This is a genomic window from Streptomyces sp. NPDC043908 (genome assembly GCF_056435525.1).
On sequence record NZ_JBWKEI010000022.1, the window covers coordinates 49,962 to 66,304 of the forward strand.

13 protein-coding genes and 5 tRNA genes are annotated in these 16,343 nt (G+C 71.7%); 12 read left to right on the plus strand and 6 right to left on the minus strand.

Going from position 1 to position 16,343, the window contains the following annotated elements:
- Window positions 1-400 precede the first annotated feature (400 nt).
- Entirely contained in the window at window positions 401-607 is a 207-nt protein-coding gene (gene bldC, locus AC069K_RS33235) for a developmental transcriptional regulator BldC (RefSeq protein ID WP_003949541.1), read from the plus strand.
- 360 nt (window positions 608-967) lie between these two features.
- On the opposite strand, the gene AC069K_RS33240 is transcribed toward bldC, so the two are convergent.
- The 3 genes from AC069K_RS33240 to hrpA form a co-directional block, all read right to left on the minus strand.
- The gene (locus AC069K_RS33240; RefSeq protein WP_478622319.1) at window positions 968-1,195 is read right to left on the minus strand and encodes a DUF6274 family protein; all 228 of its coding nucleotides are present in this window, start codon (window positions 1,193-1,195) and stop codon (window positions 968-970) included.
- A gap of 308 nt (window positions 1,196-1,503) precedes the next feature.
- Window positions 1,504-1,578 (minus strand) — tRNA-Asp (locus AC069K_RS33245).
- A 130-nt stretch (window positions 1,579-1,708) separates the two neighbouring features.
- A complete protein-coding gene (gene hrpA, locus AC069K_RS33250) occupies window positions 1,709-5,629 on the minus strand; it encodes an ATP-dependent RNA helicase HrpA (protein WP_478622321.1) in 3,921 nt (1,306 codons plus the stop codon).
- Between the two features lie 82 nt (window positions 5,630-5,711).
- On the opposite strand from hrpA, the gene AC069K_RS33255 reads away from it, so the two are divergent.
- The 3 genes from AC069K_RS33255 to AC069K_RS33265 all read left to right on the plus strand — a co-directional run bounded on the left by AC069K_RS33255 (window position 5,712) and on the right by AC069K_RS33265 (window position 7,803).
- Window positions 5,712-6,077, plus strand: coding sequence for a hypothetical protein (locus AC069K_RS33255; RefSeq protein WP_365104255.1), 366 nt, complete (start codon window positions 5,712-5,714; stop codon window positions 6,075-6,077).
- 86 nt (window positions 6,078-6,163) lie between these two features.
- Entirely contained in the window at window positions 6,164-6,964 is an 801-nt protein-coding gene (locus AC069K_RS33260) for a DsbA family protein (RefSeq protein ID WP_478622323.1), read from the plus strand.
- Entirely contained in the window at window positions 6,961-7,803 is an 843-nt protein-coding gene (locus AC069K_RS33265; RefSeq protein ID WP_358836014.1) for a cytochrome c biogenesis CcdA family protein, read from the plus strand. Before AC069K_RS33260 ends, AC069K_RS33265 begins: the two co-directional genes overlap by 4 nt.
- Before the next feature lie 39 nt (window positions 7,804-7,842).
- Here AC069K_RS33265 and AC069K_RS33270 read toward each other — a convergent pair.
- From AC069K_RS33270 to AC069K_RS33280, 3 genes are all read right to left on the minus strand, one after another.
- A tRNA-Phe gene (locus AC069K_RS33270) sits at window positions 7,843-7,919 on the minus strand.
- Between the two features lie 24 nt (window positions 7,920-7,943).
- Window positions 7,944-8,018 (minus strand) — tRNA-Asp (locus AC069K_RS33275).
- A 39-nt stretch (window positions 8,019-8,057) separates the two neighbouring features.
- Window positions 8,058-8,130, minus strand: a tRNA-Glu gene (locus tag AC069K_RS33280).
- A gap of 167 nt (window positions 8,131-8,297) precedes the next feature.
- Between AC069K_RS33280 and AC069K_RS33285 the strand changes: the two genes are divergently transcribed.
- The 8 genes from AC069K_RS33285 to AC069K_RS33320 all read left to right on the plus strand — a co-directional run bounded on the left by AC069K_RS33285 (window position 8,298) and on the right by AC069K_RS33320 (window position 16,244).
- Window positions 8,298-8,648, plus strand: coding sequence for a metallopeptidase family protein (locus tag AC069K_RS33285; RefSeq protein ID WP_358836015.1), 351 nt, complete (start codon window positions 8,298-8,300; stop codon window positions 8,646-8,648).
- The gene (locus AC069K_RS33290) at window positions 8,645-9,148 is read left to right on the plus strand and encodes a fluoride efflux transporter FluC (protein ID WP_478622325.1); all 504 of its coding nucleotides are present in this window, start codon (window positions 8,645-8,647) and stop codon (window positions 9,146-9,148) included. Before AC069K_RS33285 ends, AC069K_RS33290 begins: the two co-directional genes overlap by 4 nt.
- Complete coding sequence (locus AC069K_RS33295; RefSeq protein ID WP_365104245.1) at window positions 9,145-9,507, plus strand: fluoride efflux transporter FluC; 363 nt, start codon at window positions 9,145-9,147, stop codon at window positions 9,505-9,507. Before AC069K_RS33290 ends, AC069K_RS33295 begins: the two co-directional genes overlap by 4 nt.
- A 229-nt stretch (window positions 9,508-9,736) precedes the next feature.
- A complete protein-coding gene (locus AC069K_RS33300) occupies window positions 9,737-10,294 on the plus strand; it encodes a hypothetical protein (protein ID WP_365104243.1) in 558 nt (185 codons plus the stop codon).
- Between the two features lie 232 nt (window positions 10,295-10,526).
- On the plus strand, window positions 10,527-12,773 hold the full coding sequence (locus AC069K_RS33305; protein ID WP_478622328.1) for a DEAD/DEAH box helicase: 2,247 nt from the start codon (window positions 10,527-10,529) through the stop codon (window positions 12,771-12,773).
- A gap of 130 nt (window positions 12,774-12,903) precedes the next feature.
- Complete coding sequence (locus tag AC069K_RS33310) at window positions 12,904-14,484, plus strand: amino acid permease (RefSeq protein WP_478622330.1); 1,581 nt, start codon at window positions 12,904-12,906, stop codon at window positions 14,482-14,484.
- A gap of 113 nt (window positions 14,485-14,597) precedes the next feature.
- A tRNA-Lys gene (locus AC069K_RS33315) sits at window positions 14,598-14,670 on the plus strand.
- Between the two features lie 698 nt (window positions 14,671-15,368).
- Window positions 15,369-16,244, plus strand: coding sequence for a helix-turn-helix domain-containing protein (locus tag AC069K_RS33320; RefSeq protein WP_365104234.1), 876 nt, complete (start codon window positions 15,369-15,371; stop codon window positions 16,242-16,244).
- Window positions 16,245-16,343 lie beyond the last annotated feature (99 nt).

Sequence of the window (16,343 nt, forward strand, 5' to 3'; positions counted from 1 at the left end):
CCGCACTTACTGGGCCCTTGCGTCGATCCCCCACCCTCGTGCCAAAATAGGACAAGGAGTCCGGGGAGGGCTCCTTCCGTCCAACTAAGGGCGGATTGCTTGGTATTGCCTGCTATGGGGGGTCTGATGACTCCTGATCGCTCTGTGACTGATCGTCACTGTGGCGTGACTGTCCGCTATGGCATGGTCCATCGGCTTCCGTCGCTGATGAACACCTGGGAGGGCAATTCCATCGGTTTGGCCGACGTGGCTGGACAGATGGTGTAGTTGTAGTGCCGAGGACAAGCCGTTCGTCCTATAACCGACTCGGCTCGCGTCCGCCATTTCGGGCAACGCGGGTCAAGGTGCAGAATTTAGAGGAAAGAACCGAGAAGGTTCGGTTCTCCCGAGGAGGCCGCTCATGACCGCTCGCACCCCTGATGCCGAGCCGCTGCTGACCCCGGCTGAGGTTGCCACGATGTTCCGCGTGGACCCGAAGACGGTCACCCGCTGGGCGAAGGCGGGCAAGCTCACGTCCATCCGCACGCTGGGTGGACACCGCCGGTACCGCGAAGCAGAGGTCCGTGCGCTGCTTGCGGGTATTCCGCAGCAGCGTAGCGAGGCCTGAACAACACCCCGATAACGGGCATTCCGGGGCCCCCACTCCGGTCGCCCACCCCATAGCTCCACTGACGCCCTGCCCGCCCCAACGGGCTCGCCGTCATCGGCCGCGCTGGACTCCGCCGGGTCCAGCGCGGTCTTTTTTATGTCCCGGTCCGGGACTGTCCGGGCCGTCCGGGGGTAGTTCGCGGGGCATCCCCGGTGCCCTTCGGGGAGTGGTGCAATTGCACATATTAAATTGGGGGGTTGTAGGCGCGGTGTAAGTTCCCCGGTTCCCAAAACTCGTTCGGTGACTCGCGTCACACCGCCCGGAGCGCTTTCTGAGGACAGCCTGCCACCGTCCGGGGGCCGGCCAACCCGCCGTAGGTCACCGCTCGGCGGGACTTTCGTCCTCGGCCGCGATGCCGGGCCGGGGCTCCTGGGGCGTCTCGGGGAGGGCGAGGAGGGGGTCGGGCTCGGTGGAGGGCTCCATGGCGAGCCGCAGGAGGCGCGAACAGACGGGGCAGTGGCGGGTGACGTGCCGGTAGCCGCTCGCGGCCGACAGATGGGCGCGCAGCAACGCCCGTGTCTCGTGCCTCGCGGACGACGCCTTCATGCGCCACCTCCGGAGTGGGGCCCGCTGTACCTCCTCCTTGGGTACCGGCGCCGGATGACCGCGTCAAGACGGCCGGAAACGCCAAGTGGGCCCGAATCCAGGGGGATCCGGGCCCACTTGTCACGAGGGGGCGGGCAACAGCACCGAAGCCCGCATCCGCGGGGGCGCGGGCTTCGGTTTCACTGCGGTCCTGACGGGATTTGCTGTGTCTGTTGCGCGGCTCCGCCGCAGGGCGCGGCCTCCGGCGGGGCGGGGCTGGACAGCACCGAAGCCCGCATCCACGAGGGATACGGGCTTCGACTTCGCTGCGGTCCTGACGGGATTTGAACCCGCGGCCTCCACCTTGACAGGGTGGCGAGCACTCCAAACTGCTCCACAGGACCAGGTTTCGCAGCCTGTGCTTGCTCCTTGGCTGCGAGAGAGACTCTACAGCAGGTCAGCTGGTCAGGTCGAACTCACTCAGGGCGATGGGGTCGTCACGGCGTCCGTCCACAGCCGTCGTCACGGCCGTCGTCACGGCGCCGCCGCGTCGATCGCCTTCACGATCCGCTTGTCCGAGACGGGGAACGCCGTGCCCAGCGCGTGTGCGAAGTAGCTGACCCGCAGCTCCTCGATCATCCAGCGGATGTCCAGGACCTCCCGCGGCACCGGCCGCCCCTGCGGCATCTGCTCCAGGAGCCAGGCGTACTCGTCCTGCATCTCGTGGACCTTCTCCATGCGCGTGGTGTCGCGCTGCACCGACGTCGGCATCTGCTGGAGCCGCCGGTCCACCGCCACCAGATAGCGCATCAGGTCCGGCAGCCGGCGCAGCCCCGTCAGGGTCACGAAACCCGCCGGCATCAGGGCCGCCAGCTGCTCCCGTACGTCCTGGAGGTTGTTGATCAGGACCAGGCTGTTGGTGGCCTTCAGACGGCGCTCGCAGGCCTGCCAGGCGGCCAGGATCTGCTGGACCTGCCCGACCGTCCGTACGGTCGCGTCGACGAGGTCCGCGCGCACCTTGTCGAAGAGCTTGCGGAAGGACTCCTCGTCCCACGCGGGACCCCCGTGGTCCGCGATCAGCTTGTCGGCGGCGGCCGTGGCGCAGTCGTCGAAGAGCGCCTGCACCGAGCCGTGCGGATTGCGGGACAGGGCGAGCTTCTGCTGGTTCGTCAGCTTGTCCGAGGCGAACTTCGCCGGGTTCACCGGGATGTTCAGCAGGATCAGCTTGCGGGTGCCGCGCCACATCGCCTGCTGCTGCTCGGCCTCGGTGTCGAAGAGCCGTACGGAGACGGTCTCACCGGAGTCGACGAGGGCCGGGTAGGCCTTCACCGGCTGTCCCGCCCGTTTGGTCTCGAAGACCTTCGTCAGGGTGCCGATCGTCCAGTCGGTCAGGCCCGTGCGCTCGATGGAGACGCCGCCCGAGGGGGCGGCCGCAGCGGCGGCCTGGGAGAGCGCCTGGCGGGCCTTGGGGCGCAACTGGAGCTTGAGCGCTTCGAGGTCCTTGTCCTCGGCCAGCTTGCGGCGCCGCTCGTCGACGATCCGGAACGTGATCTTCAGGTGGTCCGGGACGCGCGTCAGGTCGAAGTCCTCGGCCGTGACCGGCACCCCCACCATCCGCTGGAGCTCGCGCGCCAGCGTCACCGGCAGCGGCTCCTGCAACGGCACCGCGCGCTCCAGGAACTTCGTCGCGAAGTTGGGCGCGGGCACGTAGTGGCGGCGGATCGGCTTGGGGAGGGAGCGGATCAGCTCCGTCACCACCTCCTCGCGCAGGCCCGGGATCTGCCAGTCGAAGCCCTCGTCGGTGACCTGGTTGAGGACCTGGAGCGGGATGTGGACGGTCACGCCGTCCGCGTCCGCGCCCGGCTCGAACTGGTAGGTGACCTTGAACTTGAGCCGGCCCTGGCGCCAGTTGTCCGGATAGTCGTCCTTGGTGACGGCGAGCGCCGACTCCCGGATGAGCATCTCCCGCTCGAAGTCCAGGAACTCCGGCTCCTCATGGCGTTTGTGCTTCCACCAGGAGTCGAAGTGCGCCCCCGACACCACGTGTTCGGGCACCCGCTGGTCGTAGAAGTCGAAGAGCGTCTCGTCGTCCACCAGGATGTCGCGGCGCCGCGCCCGGTGCTCCAGCTCCTCGACCTCGGTGAGCAGCTTGCGGTTGTCGGCGAAGAACTTGTGGTGGGTGCGCCAGTCGCCCTCGACCAGCGCGTTGCGGATGAACAGCTCACGCGAGGCCTCCGGGTCGATGCGGCCGTAGTTCACCTTGCGGTTGGCGACGATCGGCACGCCGTACAGCGTGACCCTCTCGTACGCCATCACCGCGGCCTGGTCCTTCTCCCAGTGCGGCTCGCTGTAGGTGCGCTTGACCAGGTGCTGGGCGAGCGGCTCGATCCACTCGGGCTCGATCTTCGCGTTGACCCGCGCCCACAGGCGGGAGGTCTCCACGAGCTCGGCCGACATCAGGACCTTGGGCTGCTTCTTGAAGAGGGCGGAGCCCGGGAAGATCGCGAACTTGGCGCTGCGGGCGCCCAGGTACTCGTTCTTGTCGGTGTCCTTCAGCCCGATGTGGGAGAGGAGGCCCGCCAGCAGCGACACATGGACGCTCTGCTCCGGGGCGTCCTCCTCGTTGAGGTGAATGCCCATGGTCTTGGCGACCGTCCGCAGCTGGGAGTAGATGTCCTGCCACTCCCGGATGCGCAGGAAGTTCAGGTACTCCTGCTTGCACATCCGGCGGAAGCTGGAGGAGCCGCGCTCCTTCTGCTGTTCGCGCACGTACCGCCACAGGTTGAGGAAGGCGAGGAAGTCGCTCGTCTCGTCCTTGAAGCGGGCGTGCTGCTGGTCGGCCTGCTGCTGCTTGTCGGAGGGGCGCTCGCGCGGGTCCTGGATGGACAGCGCGGCGGCGATGACCATGACCTCGCGGACACAGCCGTTCTTGTCGGCCTCCAGGACCATCCGGGCGAGCCGCGGGTCGACCGGCAGCTGCGCGAGCTTGCGGCCCATCGGGGTGAGCCGCTTGCGGGGGTCCTTCTCCGCCGGGTCCAGCGCGTGCAGCTCCTGGAGGAGCTGGACGCCGTCGCGGATGTTGCGGTGGTCCGGCGGGTCGATGAAGGGGAACTTCTCGATGTCGCCGAGCCCGGCCGCGGTCATCTGGAGGATGACGGACGCCAGGTTGGTACGGAGGATCTCCGCGTCGGTGAACTCCGGCCGGGAGAGGAAGTCGTCCTCGGAGTAGAGCCGGATGCAGACGCCGTCGCTGGTACGGCCGCAGCGGCCCTTGCGCTGGTTGGCGCTGGCCTGCGAGATCGCCTCGATGGGCAGCCGCTGCACCTTGGTGCGGTGGCTGTAGCGGGAGATACGGGCGGTGCCGGGGTCGATGACGTACTTGATGCCCGGCACGGTCAGCGACGTCTCGGCGACGTTCGTGGCGAGCACGATCCTGCGGCCGGTGTGCTGCTGGAAGACGCGGTGCTGCTCGGCGTGGCTCAGGCGCGCGTACAGCGGCAGCACCTCGGTGGACCGGAGGTTCCTCTTGTCGAGGGCGTCCGCCGTGTCGCGGATCTCGCGCTCTCCGGAGAGGAAGACCAGGATGTCGCCGGGGCCCTCCGCCTGGAGCTCGTCGACGGCGTCGCAGATCGCGGTGATCTGGTCCCGGTCGGCGTCCTCGGAATCCTCTTCCAGCAGGGGGCGGTACCGCACCTCCACCGGATACGTACGCCCGCTGACCTCGACGATGGGCGCGTCCCCGAAGTGGCGCGAGAAGCGCTCGGGGTCGATGGTCGCCGAGGTGATCACGACCTTGAGGTCGGGGCGCCGGGGCAGCAGCTGGGCCAGATAGCCCAGCAGGAAGTCGATGTTCAGGGACCGCTCGTGGGCCTCGTCGATGATGATCGTGTCGTAGGCACGCAGCTCGCGGTCGGTCTGGATCTCGGCGAGCAGGATGCCGTCCGTCATCAGCTTCACGAAGGTCGCGTCCTGGTCGACCTGGTCGGTGAACCGGACCTTCCAGCCGACCGCCTCGCCGAGCGGGGTCTTCAGCTCGTCCGCGATGCGGTCCGCGACCGTACGGGCGGCGATCCGGCGGGGCTGGGTGTGCCCGATCATGCCGCGCACGCCCCGGCCCAGCTCCATGCAGATCTTCGGGATCTGGGTGGTCTTGCCGGAGCCGGTCTCACCCGCGACGATCACGACCTGGTGGTCCCGTATCGCCTCCAGGATCGTGTCCTTCTTCTGGCTGACCGGGAGCTGTTCGGGGTACGTGACCTCGGGCACGCGGGAGGCCCGCCGGGCGACGCGCTCGGCGGACCTGGCGGCCTCGGCGGCGATCTCGTCGAGCACGGCCTGCCGGGCCTCGGGCTTCTTGATGCGCCGGGCACCGTCCAGACGGCGGCCGAGCCGATGGGCGTCACGCAGCGAGATCTCGCCCAGCAGGGTCTGGAGATCGGCAAAGGAAGTAGACATACCTGCTTCAGGATCTCACCCGCCGAGCGGCAGTGGCGAACGCATTTCGGAAGGGGCCCGCCCCGCCCGTACCATTTCGGGCATGTCCCGCACCGCAGCCCCGCACCGCCGCCTCGCGGCCGTGCTGCTGATGGTGCTCGGCGTGGCGACGGTGCTGCTGTGCGGGCCGTCCCCGGCGGCGGCCTCCCCGGACGAGGCGCCGCCCACCCGGATCTCCGTGACCCTGGACCGTTCGCCCGGCTGTGAGCAGGGCGGCAAGCAGGACCGGGGCGGCGACCCGGCCGCGCCCGTGCGGTCCCGTACCGCGGGCGACCAGGCCCCGGTCCTGGGGGAGCGGATCGCCCCGGCGGCCCTCGCCGCGCGGGCCGCGGCGCACCGCGACCCGCCGGTGCGCGGCCCCACGCTCACCGCCCCCAGCCCCGTCGAGCTCTCCGTACTGAGGGTCTAGACGGCCGGTCCCCCGACCGGCCGTCCCTTTCCCCTTCCCTTTTTCCGCCGCCTTCCCGTGGCGGCGGTACGTCCACGGAGACCCGTATGTCCCAGCCCCAGGGCACCCCTGCGTCCAAGCCCAAGTCCAAGCCCCGGTCCTCCTCCCGCCCGAGGTCCAGGAAGCCCTTCGTGATCGGGGCGGCCGTCGTCGCGGCGGCGGCCCTCCTCGGGGCCGTCTCGTACGGCGCGAACTCCTCCGGCGACGGTCGCGGGAGCACCGCCGACGAGGCGGTCGAGCCGCCCGCCGGGACCTTCCCCGAGCTGGAGAAGCTGGCCCGGCGCGACCGCGGCGACGCGCTGGCCCAGGGCCGCCCGGACGCCCCCGTCGTGATGATCGAGTACGCCGACTTCGCGTGCTCCTACTGCGGCAAGTTCGCCCGCGACACCGAACCGGCGCTGGTGCGGAAGTACGTCGACGCCGGGACCCTGCGCATCGAGTGGCGCAACACGCCGATCTTCGGCGCGGAGTCGGAGGCGGCGGCGCGGGCGGCCTGGGCGGCCGGGCGGCAGGGCCGCTTCTGGCAGTTCCACACGGCCGCCTACGCCCATGGCTCCAAGGAGAAGGGCTTCGGCAAGGACCGGCTGCGCGCGCTGGCGAAGGAGGCGGGCGTGAACGACCTCGACCGCTTCGCCCGGGACGCCGACAGCGACGAGGCGAAGGCCTCGGTGAAGAAGGACCAGGAGGAGGCGTACGGGCTCGGCGCGAGCTCCACCCCGTCCTTCGTGATCAACGGGCGCCCGCTGGCCGGCGCCCAGCCGCTGGACACCTTCGCCCAGGCCGTCGACGAGGCGGCGGCCTACCGGGCGGCGCGGACCGCCGCCGGTGCGAAGGGCGCCGGAGAGTGACCGCGGACATCGGCTATCTGGCCGCGTTCCTGGGCGGGCTGCTGGCGCTGCTCAGCCCGTGCAGCGCGCTGCTGCTGCCGGCCTTCTTCGCGTACTCGATCGACTCCGCCTCCCGGCTGCTGGCCCGCACCGGCCTCTTCTACGCGGGCCTGGCCACCACCCTGGTCCCGCTGGGGGCGGCGGGTTCGTACGCGGGGCGCCTCTTCTACGGCCACCGCGACCAGCTGGTCCTCTTCGGCGGCTGGCTGATCATCGCGCTCGGCGCCGCCCAGATCCTCGGCATGGGCTTCGCCAGCCGCCGGATGACCGAGCTGTCCGGCCGCATCCGCCCGACGACGGCCGCCTCCGTCTACGCCCTGGGCGCGGTCTACGGGCTCGCGGGCTTCTGCGCCGGGCCCATCCTCGGCAGCGTCCTCACCGTGGCGGCGGTCAGCGGCAGCCCGGCCTACGGCGGGCTGCTCCTGGCGGTGTACGCGCTGGGCATGGCGGCCCCGCTGTTCCTGCTCGCGCTGCTGTGGGAGCGCTTCGGGCTCGGCCGCCGGCGCTGGCTGCGCGGCCGGGCGGTGCGGCTCGGCCGCTTCGAGCTGCACACCACCTCGCTGCTCTCGGGGCTGTTCTTCATCGTCCTGGGCGGCCTGTTCCTGGCGTTCGACGGGGCCACGGCGCTGCCCGGGCTGCTGGACGTCGACGACTCCTACGCGGCCGAGCAGTGGGCCCGCTCGGTCGGCGACGCCGTTCCGGACTGGGCGCTGCTGGCGGCCGTGGTGGCGGCGGTCGCGCTGGTCCTCGGCGTACGCGGCCTGCGGGCGCGGCAGCGCGAGGCGGCGGAGAGGGAGTGAGAACGCGGAAGGCCCCGTCCTGGGGACGGGGCCTTCCGGTGGTGGCTGGGGCCGGGGTCGAACCGGCGACCTATCGCTTTTCAGGCGATCGCTCGTACCAACTGAGCTACCCAGCCACGGTGTTTCACGTGAAACACCAGCGGTCCTGACGGGATTTGAACCCGCGGCCTCCACCTTGACAGGGTGGCGAGCACTCCAAACTGCTCCACAGGACCAAGCAATGTGCGAGCACTAGTCTCGCACACGGTGATGCGTGCCCCCAACGGGATTCGAACCCGTGCTACCGCCTTGAAAGGGCGGCGTCCTGGGCCACTAGACGATGAGGGCTAAGGGCCCACCTGGGCGCTTCGCAGCGCGTCGGGGACGTGAGAAGCATATGGGATGGAAGGAGCTATCGCCAAAACGGTTTCCCGGCGGCCCGTCGGGTCCCCCGCGGAGGCCGCCGGGGGCGCCCGCCCGGGGCGCCGCCGCGCCCCGTGCGTGACAATGGCCGCGTGCTGGAGATGACGCGCGAGGAGTTCGAGGAACTGGTCGCCGAGGCGCTGGACCGCATCCCGCCGGAGCTGACACGGCTGATGGACAACGTCGCCGTGTTCGTCGAGGACGAGCCCGCCACCGACGACCCCGAGCTGCTCGGGCTCTACGAGGGGACTCCGCTCACCGACCGCGGCGAGTGGTACGCGGGCGTGCTCCCGGACCGGATCACCATCTACCGGGGCCCCACCCTGCGGATGTGCGAGTCCCGGGAGGACGTGGTCGCCGAGACCGAGGTCACCGTCGTCCACGAGATCGCCCACCACTTCGGCATCGACGACGAGCGGCTGCACGCCCTGGGCTACGGGTGAGCGCGCCCGGACGCCCGGAGCCGATCGACCCGGACGTCGACCTCCACGTTCCCGCCCAGCGCGCCGAGACGGCCGGCGGGGCGAAGTGGCCGGTGCTCGCGGTGATCTCGGCGGGCGGGGCGCTGGGGGCGAGCGCCCGGTACGGCCTCGCGCTGGCCTGGCCGACGCACGCCGGCGGCTTCCCCTGGTCGACGCTGCTGACCAACGTCCTGGGCTGCGCCCTCATCGGTGTCCTGATGCCGCTGATCAGCGAGGGCGGACGCGGCGCCCACCACCTGGTGCGGCCCTTCCTCGGGGTCGGGGTGCTCGGCGGCTTCACCACCTTCTCGACGTACGCCGTGGAGGTCGCCCGGCTCCTCGCCCGCCGGCAGCCCGGTCTCGCGATGGTCTACGCGGCCGGGACGCTCCTCGGGGCGCTCGGCGCGGTGTGCCTGGCGGCGGGGGCGACCCGGCGGGTGCTGGCGGCACGCGCCGGGGCGGAGCGGGGGGTGCGGACGTGACGTGGCTCCTGGTGATCGTGGGCGCGGCCGTCGGCGCGCCGCTGCGCTACGCGACCGACCGCGCGGTGCAGGCCCGCCACGACTCGGTGTTCCCCTGGGGGACGTTCGTGGTCAACGCGGCAGGGAGCCTGCTGCTCGGCGCGCTCGCGGGCGCGGCGGCCTCCTCCGGTACGTACGCGCTGCTCGGCACCGGGCTGTGCGGCGCCCTCACCACGTACTCGACGTTCTCGTACGAGACGCTCCGACTGGCCGAGCGGGGCCGGAAGTTCCTGGCGGCGGCGAACGTGGCGGCGTCGGTGCTGGTCGGGCTCGGCGCGGTCTTCCTCGGCGCGGGCCTCACCGGCGGCACTCCGGCGTGAGAGCCGTCCGGCGCGCGCCCGCCCGCGCGCCGGGCGGACGCCGGAGGCGCGACGACGGGCCCTGACCCGACCGGGTCCGCCCCGACCTGATCGGGTGGGACCGGATTCGCCACCGAAGGACCACCCGTCGGAATCCCGTTCGTACGGGCGGCGCCCCGGGCGTGTCCCCGGCGGGGGAAAGGGAGTTGGTCAGGGCGACCCTGCCCCGCCCGCGCTCCGGAGGCCGCCCGTGCGCCAGTTGTCCGCCCCCGCCCGTCTGGCCGTGACCGCACTGGTGGTCGCGGCGTCGGCGGGCTGCATGAGTGTGAGGGACGACGGAAAGGCTCCCAAGCCGTCGGTCTCGGTCGGGCGCGAAGGTGCGGCGGTCGAGTCGGAGGGCGTCGCCGCGGTCTCCGCCGGGGCCGGCAAGGGGCGCTCCGGCAAGCACGGCGCCAAGCCGTCCCCGGGCGCGTCCTCGGCCGCGAGCCCGAGCGGCTCGGCGCCCGGCGCGCCCGCGGCCACACCCGGCGGCCGCCCCCGGCCCCAGAACCCGCCGCGGCCCGGCGGCGGCAGCGCGGGCGGCCCCTCCGCGCCCCCGCAGCACCCCTCGTCGCCGCCCGCCTCGTCGAGCCCGCCCGCGCCCCCGACGAGCCAGCCTCCGCCGGACCCGCCGACGAGCCCGAAGCCGAGCGACTCGCCGTCCGCCTCCCCGGCCGCGGACACCCGCACCACGGCCCTGCGCGACCTCGGGGGAAGCCAGGCCTCACGGGCCGAACCGGCGGCATCGCCGCAGGTCGGACCGGTGTAGGTGGGGCCGGCGAGGGCCTTTGTGACGTGGATCGCAGAGGAGCGGTTTGCGCTCCTGCGGGGGGAGTGCGTATGGTGGTAGATCGTTTGATCCCATTGCCCGGCGCCGACACAGAAGAGCGCCGTGTGGCGCGTACTCTCCCTAGCCGTGGCTGACCGCATCGAGGCGGTCGAATTGCGAATCACGGAGTTGACGGGCGCGTGCCGAGACTCCGGAAGGTTTCGCATTTCGCATGTCCATTTCCAGTACTGACAACACCGTCATGCCCGAGAACGACGAGATCGTCGTCGCCGAGGCCGTCGTCACCGAGACCACCGACGTCATCGAGACCGCTGAGGTCGTCGAGGTCATCGCCGCCGACGAGGCCGACGAGGCCGCCGAGCCCACCATCACCTTCGCGGACCTCGGTCTGCCCGAGGGCGTCGTGCGCAAGCTCGCCCAGAACGGTGTGACCAGCCCCTTCCCGATCCAGGCCGCGACCATCCCGGACGCCCTGGCCGGCAAGGACATCCTCGGCCGTGGCCGCACCGGCTCCGGCAAGACCCTCTCCTTCGGTCTGCCGACGCTGGCGCAGCTCGCCGGCGGCCACACCGAGAAGAAGAAGCCCCGCGCGATCATCCTCACGCCGACGCGTGAGCTCGCGATGCAGGTCGCGGACGCCCTCCAGCCGTACGGCGACGTGCTCGGCCTGAAGATGAAGGTCGTCTGCGGCGGTACGTCGATGAGCAACCAGATCTACGCCCTGGAGCGCGGCGTCGACGTCCTCGTCGCCACCCCGGGCCGTCTGCGCGACCTCATCAACCGCGGCGCCTGCTCGCTCGCCAACGTCCAGGTCGCCGTCCTCGACGAGGCCGACCAGATGTCCGACCTGGGCTTCCTGCCCGAGGTCACCGAGCTGCTCGACCAGATCCCCGGCGGCGGCCAGCGCATGCTCTTCTCCGCCACCATGGAGAACGAGATCAGCACGCTGGTCAAGCGCTACCTGACGAACCCCGTCACGCACGAGGTCGACAGCGCGCAGGGCAACGTCTCGACGATGACCCACCACGTCCTGGTCGTGAAGCCGAAGGACAAGGCGCCGGTCACGGCCGCCATCGCCGCCCGCAAGGGCCGCACGATCATCTTCGTCCGCACCCAGCTGGGCGCGGACCGCATCGCCGAGCAGCTGTGCGAGTCGGGCGTGAAGGCCGACGCGCTGCACGGCGGTATGACGCAGGGCGCGCGCACCCGCGTCCTGGAGGACTTCAAGAAGGGCTACGTCAACGCCCTCGTCGCCACCGACGTCGCCGCCCGCGGCATCCACGTCGACGGCATCGACCTGGTCCTCAACGTGGACCCGGCCGGTGACCACAAGGACTACCTGCACCGCTCGGGCCGTACCGCCCGCGCCGGCAAGTCCGGTGTCGTGGTCTCGCTGTCGCTGCCGCACCAGCGCCGCCAGATCTTCCGGCTGATGGAGGACGCGGGCGTCGACGCCTCGCGCCACATCATCCAGAGCGCCGGCGCGTTCGACCCGGAGGTCGCCGAGATCACCGGCGCCCGTTCGCTGACCGAGGTCCAGGCCGACTCCGCGAACAACGCCGCCAAGCAGGCCGAGCGCGAGGTCGCCGAGCTCACCAAGGAGCTGGAGCGTCTGACGCGCCGCGCCGCCGAGCTGCGCGAGGAGGCCGACCGTCTGGTCGCCCGCTCCGCCCGTGAGCGCGGCGAGGACCCGGAGGCCGCTGTGGCCGAGGTGGCCGTGGCCGCCGAGGCCGAGGTCGCCGCCGTGGTGGCCGCCGAGCCGGTCGCCCAGGAGCGTCCGTACGAGCGCCGTGACGACCGGGGCAACTTCGGCCGTCGTGACGACCGCGGCGACCGTGGTGACCGCGGCGACCGTGGTGGCTTCCGCCGCGACGACCGTCGTGACGACAACCGGGGTGGCGGCTTCAACCGCGACCGCGGTGACCGTCCCGCGGGCGGCGGTTTCAACCGCGACCGCAACGACCGCGGCTTCGAGCGCCGTGACGACAACCGTGGTGGCGGCTTCCGTCGCGACGACCGTCCCTCCGGCGGCTTCAACCGCGACCGCAACGACCGTGGCTTCGAGCGTCGTGACGACAACCGCGGCGGTGGCTTCAACCGCGACCGCAACGAGCGTGACAACCGTGGTGGCGGCTTCCGTCGCGACGACCGTCCCTCCGGCGGTTTCAACCGCGACCGCAACGACCGCGGCTTCGAGCGTCGTGACGACAACCGCGGCGGTGGCTTCAACCGCGACCGCAACGAGCGTCCGGCCGGCGGCGGCTTCCGCTCCGGTGGCGGCGACCGCCCGTTCAACCGCGACCGCAACGACCGTCCCTCGGGCGGCTTCCGCTCCGGCGGCACCGGCGACCGTCCCTACGGCCGTCGTGACGACCACCGCGGTGGCACCGGCACCGGCACGAACACCGGCTCCTTCGGCCGCCGCGACGACAAGCCGCGCTGGAAGCGCAACGGCTGATCCGTCGACCGAGTGAGTGAAGGGCCCGTACGGCACCCCAGGGGTGCGGTACGGGCCCTTCCGCGTACGGGGGCTTCTTTTGGCCAACGGTGGCGCATGTCCGGCCCTCCGCGAGGGAATCGCTGGGGGCATGACAAGTGACGCGAGTACGAATCCGGACGCCCACGGGGCGCCCGACGGTCTCGGTCCGGCGGGCGGCGGCGCGGTGCACACGACCGGCGCGGCGGCGTCCGACGAAGAGCGGCTGGCGCAGCTCGGCTACACCCAGGTGCTGGCCCGCCGGATGTCCGGCTTCGCCAACTACGCCGTCTCGTTCACGATCATCTCGGTGCTCTCCGGCTGTCTGACGATGTACGCGTTCGGCATGAACACCGGCGGCCCGGCCGTGATCACCTGGGGCTGGGTCGGGGTCGGGCTGATGACGCTGCTGGTCGGCCTGGCGATGGCCGAGATCTGCTCGGCGTACCCGACCTCGGCGGGCCTGTACTTCTGGGCGCACCGACTCGCGCCGGAGCGCAGCGCGGCGGCCTGGGCGTGGTTCACGGGGTGGTTCAACGTGCTCGGCCAGGTCGCGGTGACCGCCGGGATCGACTTCGGCGCGGCGTCGTTCCTGGGCGCGTACCTGAACCTCCAGTGGGACTTCGGGGTGACCCCCGGCCGTACCATCGCGCTCTTCGCGGCGATCCTGCTCCTGCACGGCCTGCTGAACACCTTCGGCGTACGGATCGTGGCGCTCCTCAACAGCGTGAGCGTGTGGTGGCACGTGCTGGGCGTGGCGGCGATCGCGGGCGCGCTGGCGTTCACCCCGGACCACCACCGCTCCACGCGGTTCGTCTTCACCCACTACGTGAACAACACCGGCTGGGGCAGCGGCTCCTACGTCGTCCTGCTCGGCCTGCTGATGGCCCAGTACACCTTCACCGGCTACGACGCCTCCGCGCACATGACGGAGGAGACCCACGACGCCGCCACGGCCGGCCCGCGCGGGATCGTGCGCGCGATCTGGACCTCGTGGATCGCCGGCTTCGTCCTGCTGCTCGGCTTCACGTACGCCATCCAGTCGTACGACGACGAACTCGGCTCGGCGACCGGCGCGCCGCCCGCCCAGATCCTCCTGGACGCGCTGGGGGCGACGGCGGGCAAGCTGCTCCTGCTGGTGGTGATCGGGGCGCAGCTGTTCTGCGGGATGGCGTCGGTGACGGCCAACTCCCGCATGATCTACGCGTTCTCGCGCGACGGCGCGCTGCCGTTCTCCCGCGTCTGGCACACGGTGAGCCCCCGCACCCGCACCCCGGTGGCGGCGGTGTGGCTGGCGACGGCGGGCGCGCTGGCGCTGGGCCTGCCGTATCTGATCAACGTGACGGCGTACGCGGCGGTGACGTCGATCGCGGTGATCGGCCTGTACATCGCGTATGTGATCCCCACGCTGCTGAGGCTGCTCAAGGGCGACGCGTTCACCCCCGGCCCCTGGCAGCTGGGGCGCTGGTCCCGCCCGGTCGGGGTGGCGGCGGTGGCCTGGGTGGCGCTGATCACGGTCCTGTTCATGCTGCCCCAGCTGTCCCCGGTGACGTGGGAGAACTTCAACTACGCGCCGGTGGCGGTGCTGGTGGTGCTGGGCTTCGCGACGGCGTGGTGGCTGGCCTCGGCCCGCCACTGGTTCCTCCGCCCCCCGGCCCCGGACCCCGCCGCCTTCCCGCACCGCCGGTCGTGACCTGCGCATACCGGCCACGAAGGGTCCCGAACGGGCCGCAACAGGCCCGGCACCCGATACCCGATCGGCTGCCGGGCGCGGTCGGGCTATGCTGCGGGGGTGCGGTATGCCAGGGGCCATTAGCTCAATTGGCAGAGCAGCGGACTTTTAATCCGTTGGTTGTCGGTTCGAGTCCGACATGGCCTACCGGCCGCAGGAGGGGTGGCACACCCCCTGACCTGCGCTCCAGCGCCCCGCCCGGGCTTCCCGGGCGGGGCGCTGTCCTGTGTCCGCACGGTCGGTGGTCCGGTCCCGGTCAGGAGTCGCCGCCGCCCGGGGGGCAGTTGGAAGGGGCCGTGCGGGCCCGCATGCACACGGCCGGCGCCGTGGGGCCGCCCGAGGGCGGGCTCCACGGCGCCGGCCGTCTCAACCCCGGCCCGCATGCCGGGGCTGGCCGGAGACGGGGGAATGTTGCTCTCCGGCGCGCCGCGGGCGGCCGGTGTCGAGGACGCGACGTGTTGGCGATTGTCGACACCGGCCGCTGTTCTGGTTGCGTGTACGCCGGTCGTCCCCGCGGCACGGGGTCAGCCGCCGCGCCCCTGGTGGTCGGCCTTCGGCGAAGAACACCGAGCAACCGCTTTCACCTGGGTCGATACGCACGAGACCCCTAGGGGCTTCGTGCGCAACAGTGTGGAGGGGCACCCCGCCCCCTTTCCAGGGGGCCGAATTGCAGATAATGATCCAGCCATCAACATCCGGCCCCGGCGACAGGAGACCCCCCACACGTCAGACCCTCGGGTCGCATCAGGTCGCCGGTACGTCGCGGCACGTCGTCCCGGGCCGCCCCCGGCCGCCCCGGGCCCCGTCGTCCCGCCACGGCGACAGCCGTTCGTCCCCGTCCCCCCGTGAACGAAGGTCCCGCCTTGCCGCCGCTCGCCGCCCGTGACCGTACTTCCCTCAAGAGGCTCCTCCAGGAGCGGCGCGCCGCCATCCACCCGGAGTCCGCCGGGTTCCCGCCGCGCCAGGCGGGGCCGGGCCGGCGGGTCGCCGGGCTGAGCCAGGAGCAGATGGACCTGCTGCTGGAGCGCACCCCGGGGACGTACAACCGGTTCGAGAACGGGCAACTCAACCCCACCGCCGAGTTCCTGACGAACGTGGCGCGCGCCCTGCGCCTCAACGAGCAGGAGTGGACGTTCCTTTGGCGCCTCACCCGGCGCGAGTACCCGCCGTACACCCTGCACCGCGACTCCGGCATGTCGGTCCCGGGCGTCTGGCAGCGGGTCGTCGAGCAGATCGACGGGGCGATGGCCTACATCACCGACGCCGCCTGGAACCTGCTCGCCCACAACACCGCGTTCGCCGAGCTCTTCCCGGGCGGGGAGGTCCCGGCCAACACCATGCGCTGGATGCTCCTCGACCCCCGCGCGCGCGAGGACGTCCTCACCGAGTGGGCGGACCGCTGGGCCCCGATGGTGCTGCCGCAGCTGCGGCACGGCGTGGAGATGCGGCCCAACCACGCGGAGCTGCGGCGCCTGGAGGCCGACGTGCAGGCCGACCCGGTCGCCGGTCCGCTCTACCGGGAGGCCGGGGACACCCCGATCCCGTACCCGGACGGCTCGGAGCGGCCCATCCGCCACAGCCGGTACGGTCCCGGCTGGGTCACCACCTGTGTGGCCGAGCCCGTCACCTCGCCCGGGGCCCGGGTGATGCTGCTCCTCTACACCCCGGGCGCCTCCCTCGTGAGCCGTCACCCGGTGCTGAGCGCGCCGCTGACGAGCTGAGCGCGCGACCGGCGTGACCTACCCGCGGGGCCCCCTCGGAACGACTCCTTCCGGCTGAGCTCCCCGCCCCTTTCCAGGGACGAATTCCAGCCGCCTCGG